Source organism: Flavobacterium tyrosinilyticum, from assembly GCF_023656565.1.
Taxonomy (GTDB): Bacteria; Bacteroidota; Bacteroidia; order Flavobacteriales; family Flavobacteriaceae; genus Flavobacterium; species Flavobacterium tyrosinilyticum.
In genome coordinates this window covers 1,182,844-1,195,282 of record NZ_JAMOKG010000001.1, presented here as the reverse complement: position 1 = coordinate 1,195,282, position 12,439 = coordinate 1,182,844, and the positions used below count along the sequence as shown (strand labels likewise).

At 30.7% G+C, this 12,439-nt stretch carries 11 protein-coding genes; 4 read left to right on the top strand and 7 right to left on the bottom strand.

What is annotated here, in order from left to right; genetic code table 11:
* Nucleotides 1–200, top strand: a 200-nt coding sequence (locus NCC77_RS05325; RefSeq protein ID WP_250834657.1) for a hypothetical protein, incomplete at its 5' end; no start/stop codon positions are given.
* 344 nt (nt 201–544) lie between these two features.
* Here the strand turns inward: NCC77_RS05325 and ybeY are convergent.
* Entirely contained in the window at nt 545–964 is a 420-nt protein-coding gene (gene ybeY, locus NCC77_RS05320; RefSeq protein ID WP_177211524.1) for an rRNA maturation RNase YbeY, read from the bottom strand.
* The gene (locus tag NCC77_RS05315; RefSeq protein ID WP_250834656.1) at nt 961–4,362 is read right to left on the bottom strand and encodes a hypothetical protein; all 3,402 of its coding nucleotides are present in this window, start codon (nt 4,360–4,362) and stop codon (nt 961–963) included. The genes ybeY and NCC77_RS05315 overlap by 4 nt, the downstream gene beginning before the upstream one ends.
* Nucleotides 4,363–4,523: 161 nt before the next feature.
* On the opposite strand from NCC77_RS05315, the gene gltX reads away from it, so the two are divergent.
* Both gltX and NCC77_RS05305 read left to right on the top strand, forming a co-directional pair.
* Nucleotides 4,524–6,029 (top strand): glutamate--tRNA ligase, encoded by a 1,506-nt coding sequence (gltX, locus tag NCC77_RS05310; RefSeq protein ID WP_250834655.1) that lies wholly within the window; start codon nt 4,524–4,526, stop codon nt 6,027–6,029.
* 254 nt (nt 6,030–6,283) lie between these two features.
* Nucleotides 6,284–7,264, top strand: coding sequence for an SPFH domain-containing protein (locus NCC77_RS05305; RefSeq protein WP_095930167.1), 981 nt, complete (start codon nt 6,284–6,286; stop codon nt 7,262–7,264).
* Between the two features lie 25 nt (nt 7,265–7,289).
* On the opposite strand, the gene NCC77_RS05300 is transcribed toward NCC77_RS05305, so the two are convergent.
* The 5 genes from NCC77_RS05300 to NCC77_RS05280 all read right to left on the bottom strand — a co-directional run bounded on the left by NCC77_RS05300 (nt 7,290) and on the right by NCC77_RS05280 (nt 12,078).
* Nucleotides 7,290–7,544, bottom strand: coding sequence for a DUF6327 family protein (locus NCC77_RS05300; RefSeq protein ID WP_250834654.1), 255 nt, complete (start codon nt 7,542–7,544; stop codon nt 7,290–7,292).
* A gap of 2 nt (nt 7,545–7,546) precedes the next feature.
* Nucleotides 7,547–7,897: a competence protein gene (locus NCC77_RS05295; protein ID WP_250834653.1), complete on the bottom strand. Its 351-nt coding sequence runs from the start codon at nt 7,895–7,897 to the stop codon at nt 7,547–7,549.
* Between the two features lie 74 nt (nt 7,898–7,971).
* The gene (locus tag NCC77_RS05290) at nt 7,972–8,298 is read right to left on the bottom strand and encodes a YtxH domain-containing protein (protein WP_095930164.1); all 327 of its coding nucleotides are present in this window, start codon (nt 8,296–8,298) and stop codon (nt 7,972–7,974) included.
* A 93-nt stretch (nt 8,299–8,391) separates the two neighbouring features.
* On the bottom strand, nt 8,392–8,871 hold the full coding sequence (locus tag NCC77_RS05285; protein ID WP_250834652.1) for a hypothetical protein: 480 nt from the start codon (nt 8,869–8,871) through the stop codon (nt 8,392–8,394).
* Nucleotides 8,872–9,960: 1,089 nt separating this feature from the next.
* On the bottom strand, nt 9,961–12,078 hold the full coding sequence (locus NCC77_RS05280) for a glutamine--tRNA ligase/YqeY domain fusion protein (protein WP_250834651.1): 2,118 nt from the start codon (nt 12,076–12,078) through the stop codon (nt 9,961–9,963).
* Nucleotides 12,079–12,220: 142 nt separating this feature from the next.
* On the opposite strand from NCC77_RS05280, the gene NCC77_RS05275 reads away from it, so the two are divergent.
* Nucleotides 12,221–12,439: a hypothetical protein gene (locus NCC77_RS05275; RefSeq protein ID WP_250834650.1), complete on the top strand. Its 219-nt coding sequence runs from the start codon at nt 12,221–12,223 to the stop codon at nt 12,437–12,439.

Here is a 12,439-nt window from a genome sequence, read left to right as displayed (position 1 = left end):
TTCAAAGCAGAACTTTCAAAGCAGAACTTTCAAAGCAGAACTTTCAAAGCAGAACTTTCAAAGCAGAACTTTCAAAGCAGAACTTTCAAAGCAGAACTTTCAAAGCAGAACTTTCAAAGCAGAACTTTCAAAGCAGAACTTCTGAAAGAAATGTTTCACGTGAAACATTTCTAAACTTCCATTCTAAACTTCCATTCTAAACTTCCATTCTAAACTTCCATCCTAAACTTCCATTCTAAACTTCCATTCTAAACTTCCATTCTAAACTTCCATTCTAAACATCCATTCTAAACATCCAAAGAACATTTTTTAACCATGTTCCACGTGAAACATCTGCTTCATTCTCTTTAAATTCAAACCTAAAAATCGTTCCACGTGGAACGATTTAATCTTTTATACGAATTCTTTACTTTAACATTCCACGTGGAACGTTGTAAAATTCTTCTATTCTTCTTAAATATGTTTCACGTGGAACGTTTTAAAAATCAAAAATCAAAAACCAAAAACGTTCCACGTGAAACATATATATTAAAAAGAGATTCAATTACTGTTCCACGTGAAACATCTTCATCTTCTCTTCTTCTTTTTGTCTCATTAATTGAGCTTCTTCTTCTGATTTATCTTTGTATCCACAGTAATGTAATATACCATGAGACAGCACTCTCTTAAGTTCTTCAGCAAATGAAACATTGAAATCTTTTGCATTATCTGCAACACGTTCTACAGAAACAAAAATATCTCCATTTAACTCGTTACCAACAGAGTAATCAAAACTAATAATATCTGTAAGCGTGTCGTGATCTAGATATTCTACATTGATTTTATGTAGATATTCATCGTCACAAAATATATAGTTGATCTCGCCTTCATTCTTATTCTCAGAAACAATTACAGCGCTTAGCCAGTCACTAAAAGCCTGCTCGTCTCCTAAAGTAAAATCTGTTTCGTAATTAAAATTTATCATTTTGTATTAAAGTATTCTTGAACTTTTTGATTAAAATTCGAGCGCAAAGGTAGTGATTGTCTGTTTAATATCTCAACGCTGTTTAAATATTCCAATAATGAACTTGGCAAAGCATTTGAACGGTTATTAAATTCAGCCTTATTAGTTTCAGATTGTCTTTGTGTATCTTGCCCTTGTTGCTGAACTGCGTTGTTTAATTTCCATAATTCTTGTTGTATATTTAGTATACGCAGCAGGTTCTCATTCTTAAATCCTTTGTTCAAAATCTGCTTTTCAGATTGTTTCATTTGGTCTATTATAGATTTTCCTTGAGCATCCAAACCTTTCTTTGCTAACTCCTTTTGTAATGCTTCTCTAAGTTTAACTTGCTCTTTGTATATCTCCATTATAGCTTCAGCATCTCCTTCGCCATCTTCTCCTTCATTACCGTTCTTCTCTCCTTTTCCGCTCTTACCCTCTTTACCAGAAGAACCTTTATCTCCACTTTTGTTACCTTGTCCTTCTTTACCCTGACCTTCTTTTCCTTGTCCATTTTGCCCTTGTCCAGACTTTCCATCTTTACCTTCTCCAGGTTTATCTCCAGATTGCTGTCCAGGTTTCATGCCTTCTTTCATCTTATCAGCAAGTCCTTTTTGTTTCTGAATAATATCTGGCAATTGCATTCCTTGTCCGTCTCCTGGTTTAGGTTTTCCCGCTCCTGGTTTAGGCATAGACATCTGCATATTATTTAATAGATCACTCAAGAAATCGGCTAACTTATTAGCAGATGAAACTGCATATTGTTGGTGTGAAACTCCTCTTGGAATTTGAACATCAGTTAAAGTTTCAATCGCCTTGTCCATGTTGTATTGTACATTTCCAATTTCTTTAGTTACGTCTTCTGCTACCTTTGGGTTACGTAATGAAAGTGCAAACAAACTATCATCTACATGTCTAAACTGCTGTTTCAAATTCTGCTGAATCTTGATGTTCTTTGTAAATGTAGAGGAACCCAATTTCATTGCTTTGAACTGTTTCATCACATCTTCTTGTGATAAAGAATAAGCCAAAAGATTATCTAGAATCTGACGAAGCATTGCTACATCTTCTTCCAATTGTTCTTGTTCTCCACCTTCCATTTCGCTCTGCATTTCTTGAGCCATAGACTTCATTTTCTTAGCCGCACTTTTCTGCTTTGGCTTAGCCGCAGAAGTATTCTTTTTGCTCAATTCTTCAGAAGCTTTATTAAGATCATTGTCTACATCTTTTTCTTTAGAAGCATCAGATGGAATATCCAAAGGTTTCTTCAAAGTCTTATTCTCCTCTTTCAAATCTTTTAAATCTTCCTGAATCTTATCAAAAGATTTATTGATTTCATCTTGCTTCTCTTTCGTATTTTCTTTCTCTTTACTAGATAACTGTTCCTGTTGTTCTGACAGTTTATTTAGTTTCTCAGCAACTTGCTCTGCTTTCTTAGAAACATAAAAACGCTTGGTCAACTCCACCAATTGTTCTAAATTACGAGATTGGTTTTTACTGATTTGTTTGAACTTTTCCATCTTATCAAACAGTTCTTCGCTGTTTAATTTATCATTCAAGTTCTTTAATTCGTCTAATAATTTCTGATTCTTTTCTAAATCTTTCTGTGCATTATCTAAACGCTTTTGTAAATCTTCAGCAGTTTTATCTTTCTTATCATCTTTAAACTTATCCAGATTCTGATTCATTTTCTCAGAGAATTGTTTCATCATTTCGTCTTGTTGTTTCTGACGTTTGATAAAATCATTGATCTTCTGCTGATCTTTAAACTCTAAATTATCTTTTTCTTTTCCTGTATTCTGAAGCTTATCCATTTCTGAAATCTGCTTTGTTTGGTTCTTCAAAGATTTAGATAAACTATTAATATTTTGATTTTGCTGTTGTAATTCTTGATCCTGAATTTCATCTGTTGTAGCTACACGATCTGAAAATGTAGAAGACTTTGTACTCTTAAATCCGTGTGGTGCATCGTTATCAAAAACTTCAAAATAGTACTCGTAAGACACTCCTTCTTCTACTGGGAGATTGCTTGGGAAATTAAAAACAAACTGATCAAATACTGCAGCCTTTACAGGAATGTTTCCACGCTTAGCAGACTGAGGTTTGTTACGTTCATAGTATACAATTTGCAGTTTCGAAAGTCCATAATCATCACCCAATCTACCTAGAATATAGTTCTTATCTAACTTCAAACTATCTGGCGCTGGCCCAACATTGATGGTTGGAAACTGATCTTTTATCACAGAGAGCTGATAGTCTAATTTCTCGTAGTTTTTAACCTTATCGTTAGACGTAAGAATTTGATATTCTGTATTTTGACTAATATTTTTAGCCAATTTAAACTCATTTTCCACCTTATTAAACTTAAAAACTTCATTATCTCTTTTCCATGCTACTTCTTGTGTAGATTTGGTATTCATTTTCCAAGTTACAGTTGTTCCTTCAGGTACAATTGCATTTCCAGTTCCTTGAATTGTCTCTGATTTTTTCTTTAGATAAGAAGGAAAATTCAAAACCATTTCGAAGTTTGCAATTGACGGAACAGTGATAACTTTCAAATCATATTCTTCAGAAACTACCGAGTTTCCTTCAAAAGAAAAACGAATATCTTCTGCTGGTTTCTCCACTTTAAATTCAAACTTTCCAGGTTGAGAAGATTCCATAAAATAACTTTCATCGCCAATATGAATCATTACATTTTCTGGAACTATATTCCCAACAGATTCCATTTTGATCACAAAATCTTTGTTTTGCTCTGCTTGCAAATTCGAATTCAAAACCACAAATTTGAAAGGAGCTGGCGGTAAAAAAGCAGAATTGAAATGCACTACTCTATTCAAACTTTGTGAAATAATATTGCTATTTCCAGAAATATAAAACACTGCAAAAAGCACAATTGGAACTAAAGCCAATGGCAAATATTTTTTATTTGCTTTAAAATTGATGGCATTTCCAAACGGGATTGGTTGCAAAGAATTTGCTTTTTGTTCGATTGAAGCTAAAACCAATTCCGAACTTTCATTATTATTTTCAGAAGACAATTGCAAAAAGTTCGTCAGCTTATCACTTACTTCTGTAAAATGATTTCCAATAATTTTTGAAGCTTGAGTATAATCTATTCCCTTTTGAAGTTTGAATAACTTGAACAATGGAAAAAGAATTAAACGGACCAAAAGGAAAACTTCAACTCCAACAAATAACCAAAATAGAAAAGTTCTTCCCAGAGGTTTTAACCAAAGAAAGTACTCTACAAAAAGCGTAAATAGAAAATATAATAAACCAAAACCAGTAAAAAGTAATATCCCTTTTATCAATTCGTTGGTATAATATTTCTTAATGAAAGCCTCTAGCTTTTGATATATTGCAGATGATGTTTTCAAAATAAATCTGTTTTAATTATAACCTATAAAAGTAGTAATTATAATAATACCTTTTTAAGATTAAGTTACTAAGACGCTAAGGTTCTAAGATTTCAAAATCTAAAATCAACATTCTGAAATCTAAAATCATAAAACGTATCTTTGCAACAAAATTTAAACAAATGTCAAAGCAAGTTCGTGTGCGTTTTGCACCAAGTCCGACTGGACCATTACATATTGGCGGAGTTCGTACTGCCCTATTTAATTATTTATTTGCAAAGAAACATAACGGTGTTTTTTATCTGAGAATTGAAGATACAGATCAGACTCGTTTTGTTCCAGGTGCAGAGACTTACATTATGGAAGCTCTTGAATGGTTAGGAATTGCTCCCGAAGAAACAGTTGGAAAAAATGAAAAATTTGGTCCATACAGACAAAGCGAACGTAAAGATTTATACCAGCAATATGCAGATCAATTAATCAATTCTGGTTGGGCTTATTATGCTTTTGATACTCCAGAAGCTTTGGATGCACATAGAAAACAACATGAAGCTGAAGGAAAAACATTTATTTACAATCATACAAACCGTGAAAAGTTAGATACCTCTTTAGTAATTTCTGCTGATGAAGTTTCGAAAAGAATTGATAATGGAGAACATTATGTAATCCGTTTTAAAACTCCAGTTGACGAAACTTTACATTTGAAAGATATTATTCGCGGTGATGTGAAGTTTGAAACTAATCTTTTGGATGATAAAGTTTTGTTCAAAAGTGATGGAATGCCGACATACCATTTAGCCAATATTGTCGATGATCATTTGATGGAAACATCACATGTAATTCGTGGTGAAGAATGGTTGCCATCTATGCCACTTCACGTTTTATTATACAAAGCTTTTGGTTGGGAAGCTCCAGAATTTGCTCATTTACCTTTGATTTTAAAACCAATTGGAAATGGTAAATTATCAAAAAGAGATGGAGATAAAATGGGATTCCCAGTATTTCCATTAGAATGGAAAACTGAAGAAAGCGTTTCATCTGGTTATAGAGAAAAAGGATTTTTCCCGGAAGCAGTTGTAAACTTCCTTGCTTTGCTTGGATGGAATGACGGAACAGACAAAGAATTATTTTCTTTAGAAGAATTAGCTCAATCTTTTGACTTAAACAGAGTTCACAAAGCTGGAGCAAAATTTGATCCAGAGAAAAACAAATGGTTCAATCACCAATATTTAGTAAAACAAAATGATGCTGATTTAGCCAAAACCTTCTCTCCTATTTTAGAAGAAAAAGGCATTGATGTTTCTAAATATGATCTTACAAGAATTGTTTCTTTGATTAAAGAAAGAGCAAACTTTGTTTCTGAATTTTGGGATTTGACTGATTTCTTTTTCCAACCGCCCTCATCTTATGATGAAAAAGCAAGTAAAAATTGGAAAGATGAAACTCCAACTTTAATGCAAGAATTGATTTCTGTTTTAGAAAATATCGAAGATTTTACTTCTGCAAATATTGAAACAATTGTAAAAGATTGGTTAACCAAAAACGAAATCGGAATGGGTAAAGTAATGCAACCTTTTCGTCTAAGTTTGGTTGGAGCTCTTAAAGGTCCTCACCTATTTGACATTGTTGAAATCATTGGAAAAGAAGAAACTATTTCTAGAATTCAGAAAGCAATTTCTTCTTTGTAAAAAATTTTACCATTAAGATATTAAGTTAATTAAGCATTTCTTGATGGTAAAAAACAGAACTTAAAAGTTCATAAAGCTAAGTTTAATTCTCTTGACAAAGCTTTGATCTTAATTTTCTTAATACCTTAATGGTTAAAAAAACAAACGCTAAGCAACATCTCAAAAATGTTCTTAGCGTTTTTTTAATGTTTTAAAATTTTAATTTAGAAGAATTTTCGTAATTTACCGAAATTCATAAATTAAACTAAATAACCATGAGTACAGCATTTATTATCTTTTTAGTATTGGCATTCTTCATTTTCATGTCGTCTTTCTTTACTGTAAAACAGCAATCGTCTGTTATTATCGAACGATTTGGAAAATTTCAAAGTGTTAGAAATTCTGGATTACAACTTAAAATTCCGTTGGTTGATAGATTAGCTGGAAGAGTAAATCTTAAAATTCAGCAGTTAGATGTTATCATCGAAACTAAAACTAGAGACAACGTTTTTATTAAAATGAAAGTTTCTGTTCAGTTCAAAGTAATTCAGGAAAAAGTATATGAAGCTTTTTATAAACTTGAATATCCACACGATCAAATTACTTCTTACGTATTTGATGTCGTTCGTGCCGAAGTTCCTAAACTAAAATTGGATGATGTTTTTGAAAGAAAGGATGATATTGCAGTTGCAGTAAAACGTGAATTGAACGAAGCAATGTCTACTTACGGATATGATATCATCAATACTTTGGTTACCGATATTGATCCAGACATTCAGGTAAAAAATGCAATGAACAGAATTAATGCTGCGGACAGAGAAAAAACGGCTGCAGAATTTGAAGCTGAAAGTTCAAGAATTAGAATCGTTGCAAAAGCAAAAGCCGAAGCAGAAAGTAAACGTTTGCAAGGTCAAGGTATTGCAGATCAGCGTCGTGAAATTGCAAGAGGTCTTGTAGAAAGTGTTGAAGTTTTGAACAATGTTGGAATTAATTCTCAAGAAGCTTCTGCCCTAATTGTAGTGACACAGCATTATGATACTTTACAAGCAATTGGAGCTGATGCAAATTCTAATTTAATTTTACTTCCAAATTCTCCACAAGCTGGTAGTGATATGTTGAATAATATGGTTGCATCATTTACAGCATCAAACCAAGTTGGCGAAATGATGAAAAAACACAATAAAAAAGTAGAGAAACCAAAACCTATTCAACCTCAATCTGGATATGAAGATGACATTCAACCAGATGTTCAATAATAATTTTAGAAAATAAAAAAGAGGCTTAATTGCCTCTTTTTTTATTTATAAACCAATTGATCACAAATGGTAAAATAGATTGTAAAATTTCTGGAAATGATTTTTTGATATAACCTGTGTAAGATGAAACAAAACCATTTACAATATTTTGCGGTGTTATGCTTTCCTTAGTTTTCTGAAAACTTAAAACCAATTTTTGATAATTGATTTCTTTTTCTAGTTTTAGAATTTCCAGATCTCTTTCAATCTCAGCATACGAAGAGTATTTTTTTCTTTCCATAATTAATCATTAAAAAAGATTTCTGAAAATTTCTCCAAAATTGGTCCTTCAACAAACTTATCCTTTAGAAAGAAAAGTAAAATGGTAAAGAAAAGATAGATCCCTCCTACTGCCAAAAATCCGAGGGCATTACTTTCAAACAAAGAACCAAAAGCGTACGCTGCAGCAAAAGATCCAAAAATCATAACCATACTGAAACATAATAAAATCAAGGTAAACTTAAAGATCAAAGTTGTCGATTTCATTGCAACCTTAAAACCCCAAAGTTTGTAATAAGCTAAATGACTATCAATATATTCTTTAGCCTGATCTTGAACTTTTTCAGTGTTTTCTTTTAATTCTTCAAAAGCCATAATTAAAATTTTAGATAAAAAAAAGCACAAAACTTTCTTATAAAAATAAGCAAGTAATGTGCTTTATACAATTATTATTTCTGAAATTTAGCGTTTTGTGCTTTTAAATCAGCCAATTTAGTTTCTAAAAAAGTGATTACTTCTTCTGTTTTATGGCTAACATTAGAAAGTAACTCATTCAAAGTTCCGTCAAGATTATGAGTAGCACTCGTAAATTTTTCACGAAGAACTTCAGAGCTGGCATCAAAAGAATCTTTCAGATTATGTTTGGCATCATCGATACCTTCTTTAATTTTTGCTCTAGTTTTTGATCCTTTATCTGGAGCAAATAAAATTCCAATTGCCGCTCCTGCAGCTGCTGCAGCTAAAATTGCTGCTGCTGTATTTAAATTCTTAGACATGATAGTTACAATTTAAAATTATTAATAAAGATACTCTTTTTTAAAATGATAAAACTTTGATTAATTGTAATTTATACAAAATTAACAATATTATTAATACACATAAGCTACAGCTTCATACTTACCATCTGCTTTTTCAACAATGCTAACAAACGGATATCCATTTGAAGCTGACTTAGATTTGATTCTCATAGCAGTCTGGTTCTGATTTGCAATTGGCGGTTCCCCTTTTGTCCTTGTTGAGACACCAGTAAAACTAGCAACTTGTTTCAGTCCTATTGTTTTTTCTTGTGGAAGAACAGTTACCATTTTGTAATCATCTTTTGAATCCACTACTATTTTATCAGAAACTTTCTGAGTTTGTTTACTCTGTTTGTTTGTAACTGATGAAACAGCATGTTTACTAATTTTGATTTCTTCAGAACTTCCGTTTAAAGAATAATAAACAAAGCCATTTTCGTTTTTAATAAAATTTACATCAAGTTGTTCTCCATTGTGTTTTGTAATTTGATGTGTTTGCGAAATTGCAACGTTTGCAAATAATAGCGCTACTGCGAAATATAAAATTTTCATGATAATTAGATTTAAATTAAAAATTGTCAGACCTGAAATTTAAAAACTAAACTTTCACTCAAATTCAACATTATGGAATTTTATACATTACGATACAATTTGAAAAAATATCTTTTACGGGAAATATTATCAAAATTACATCATAATAAAAATCAGAACATAAAATTGTCTTTTTAGGAAATCAGTTTTGAAAATCTATTGTTATAAAAATTACGAGTTTCTAAAAACAATAAATTTCAACTTAGATTCTTTACGGCAAATTTTAATTTTTTACAAAAATCATCTCTGACTTTTGGTATTGAGTTAAAAATAGCAACTTTATAAACAATTGTGTGTTAACAAGCCGTTAAACTGACTAAAACAACAGTAAAAAAGTAAATAAAGACCGTAAATAAACAATAATCTAAAAAATGAGTTATCTATCAATCAAGTTTAAAAAACGTCTTAAAATCAATTTATGAATGTTAAAATCAATATATAAAAACTATTATTTTTAATTTTATGATCAATTTATTAAATAATAATTAAATACTAAAATTAAAAAATATCAATAAATAAAACTTATAAATTAAAAATTGAAGTCAAAATTTTAAAAATTAGGAAAAAACTGAATTTTTCAGATTTGGAGAAGAAAATTGGAGTCAAAAAAGAAAAAAGATGAAATAAGGAGTTTTGCTGCATGAAAATTTAAAAAAGGTCTTTTCTATTTAACCATTTTTTATTTCCTCTTAAAATTAATTTATGAAAGTCATTTTTAATCTATAAAATAAATATAAATTTAAAATATAATAGATTTTATAAATAATAAATATAATTAATTTAAAATATTATATTTATAAATTTAATTTATTAAAACTACCTTTCGAGCAAAATTGGGACTTAAAAGAAGCAAAAACTCAAATAAAGCTTCTAAATAGACGAAAAATTAAAAAGTGAATTTCTTATCCAACATAATTTTATTTTCTATTAAAATCAATTTATGAAAGTCACTTTTAATCTATAAAAATTATAAATTTATATATTTCAATAGTAAATCTATATAATTAAAAAAAGCGCTTATAAAAGCGCTTTTCATAAATTTAGTTGATATTACTTCTTTACCATTTCAGAAAGAATTTCAATTTCTCTTTCTGAAGCATTTTTTGGTGGATTTGAATATAATTTCAAAATTTCATCATCATATTGATCTTTGAAACTTTCACTTTCAATATCTCTCAAATTTAAAAGTGCTTTTGACCTTACATAAGTAGATTCACTTTTTAAAGACATTGAATATAATTTCTTAATATCTTCTTCTTCAAAATCGGTTGATTTCCAGTTTGAATACTTCAAAATAAATTGAGAAAACAACAGCGAAGCTTTATTATTGTTGATATTCTTCTTCAAAGAATTTTGTAAAAGAGAAAAAGTAGAGATATTTTTGATGTTCTCCCCTATCGCACTTTCAATTGCAATACGCTCTGGTTTACTCTCAACTTTAAAATATTTGTTGATATCTTTCAAAGAATTATTGATGCTATTTTCTTCTTTTTTACCCTTTTCTTCCCAAGCATCTTTTAATCCAACTGTTTTATTAAATACTAATTTTGAAGTAGTTGAGTCTTTATCAACAGTAAAATAACCTAAACGTTGAAACTGAAATTTATCTTCATTTTGAGCTGTTGATAAACTTGGTTCAACATATCCAGTTACAATTTCTAAAGAATTTGGATTCACAAAATCTAAGAAATTTTTCTCTTTATAACTGTCTGGAGCCTCATCTGTAAACAAACGATCATACAAACGAACTTCTGCTTCTAATGCATGCTGAATTGAAACCCAATGCAATGTTCCAGATACTTTTCTTTGGCTTGCTTCTGTTCCGCTTCCGCTTAAAGAATCGGTATCATACGTTACATGAATTTCAGTAATATTACCGTTTTCATCTTTTACAACTGATTCACCTTTAATAATATAAGCATTTTTAAGACGAACTTCTTTTCCTAAAGTTAAACGGAAAAATTTAGCTGGAGCTTCTTCCAAAAAGTCTTCTCTTTCGATGTATAACTCACGAGAAAATGGCACTTTTCTGAAACCTGCACTTTCATCTTCTTGATTGTTTTCAGCCTCTAACCACTCTTCTTTTCCTTCTGGATAATTGGTAATTACCAGTTTTACAGGATCTAAAACAGCCATTACACGAGGCGCAATTTTGTTCAAATCTTCACGAATGCAGAATTCTAAAACTGATACATTTATTAAATTATCACGTTTTGCAATACCAATTGTATTGGCAAAATTACGTAAAGAAGCCGCTGTATAACCACGTCTTCTTAATCCAGAAATGGTTGACATTCTTGGATCATCCCAACCGTTAACATGCTTTTCTTTAACTAGTTGCTGTAATTTTCTTTTACTAACAACAGTATGCGATAAGTTACGTCTTGCAAATTCTCTTTGTTTTGGACGCAGTTTATTTTCATCAAAAATCTGATCTAAAAACCAATCGTATAATTCACGGTGAGGCAAGAATTCTAGTGTACAAAACGAATGAGAAATCTGCTCTAAATAATCACTTTGTCCATGTGCCCAATCGTACATTGGGTATATTTTCCAAGCATCTCCAGTTCTGTGATGTTCTTTATGCAAAATTCTGTACATAATTGGATCACGCATTAACATATTTGTTGATTTCATGTCAATTTTTGCACGTAGAATATGTGTACCAGCCTCAAATTCACCGTTTTTCATTCTTTCGAATAAATCTAAGTTTTCTTCAACAGAACGATTTCTGTAAGGGCTATCAGTTCCGGGAGTTGTTGGAGTTCCTTTCTGGATCGCCATTTCTTCAGAAGTCTGACTGTCAACATAAGCTTTATCTTTTTTAATTAATAAAACTGCCCATTCGTATAATTGTTGGAAATAATCTGATGCATAACATTCTTCTGCCCATTTATATCCTAGCCACTCTACATCTTTTTTAATAGCATCAACAAATTCCTGTTCTTCTTTTTCAGGGTTTGTATCATCAAAACGTAAATTCACAGGAGATTGATAATCAATTCCTAAACCAAAATTTAACGCAATAGAACTTGCGTGCCCAATGTGTAAATAACCATTAGGTTCTGGTGGAAAACGAAAGCGAAGTTTAGTATTTGAAAGACCTGATTTTACGTCTTCCTCTATGATTTGTTCAATAAAATTGAGTGATTTCTCTTCTGATGCCATTATTTTATAGTAATTTTAGCAAAGATAAAAAAAAGGTTTCAGGTTTCAGGTTTAAAGTTATTTAAGTCGCACAAAACATGAAACGTTAAAGCTGAAACTTGAAATTAATTTTATTAGTATTTTTGTACAAATATTAAGAATTATGAGACAATTAACTGTTACAATTCCAGACGATTTTTACGAAACTTTTATTAGTTTTTTTAAGCATATTCCAGATGTTTCTGTAAATGAAAATGTTGAGAATGAAATTCCGTTATGGCAGCAAGAAATGGTTTTAGATCGTATAAAGAATGCTAAACCTGAGGATTTTGTAAGCTGGGAAGAATCGAAAAAAAGACTCAACGCAAAATGGAATAAATAG

Excerpts from the sequence above, each read along its gene's own strand:
- NCC77_RS05290 (WP_095930164.1), bottom strand. The coding sequence starts at position 8,298 with ATGTCTAAGAATTTAAATACAGCAGCAGCAATTTTAGCTGCAGCAGCT.
- gltX (WP_250834655.1), top strand. The coding sequence starts at position 4,524 with ATGTCAAAGCAAGTTCGTGTGCGTTTTGCACCAAGTCCGACTGGACCA.
- NCC77_RS05280 (WP_250834651.1), bottom strand. The coding sequence starts at position 12,078 with ATGGCATCAGAAGAGAAATCACTCAATTTTATTGAACAAATCATAGAG.
- NCC77_RS05300 (WP_250834654.1), bottom strand. The coding sequence starts at position 7,544 with ATGGAAAGAAAAAAATACTCTTCGTATGCTGAGATTGAAAGAGATCTG.
- ybeY (WP_177211524.1), bottom strand. The coding sequence starts at position 964 with ATGATAAATTTTAATTACGAAACAGATTTTACTTTAGGAGACGAGCAG.
- NCC77_RS05285 (WP_250834652.1), bottom strand. The coding sequence starts at position 8,871 with ATGAAAATTTTATATTTCGCAGTAGCGCTATTATTTGCAAACGTTGCA.
- NCC77_RS05295 (WP_250834653.1), bottom strand. The coding sequence starts at position 7,897 with ATGGCTTTTGAAGAATTAAAAGAAAACACTGAAAAAGTTCAAGATCAG.
- NCC77_RS05305 (WP_095930167.1), top strand. The coding sequence starts at position 6,284 with ATGAGTACAGCATTTATTATCTTTTTAGTATTGGCATTCTTCATTTTC.
- NCC77_RS05275 (WP_250834650.1), top strand. The coding sequence starts at position 12,221 with ATGAGACAATTAACTGTTACAATTCCAGACGATTTTTACGAAACTTTT.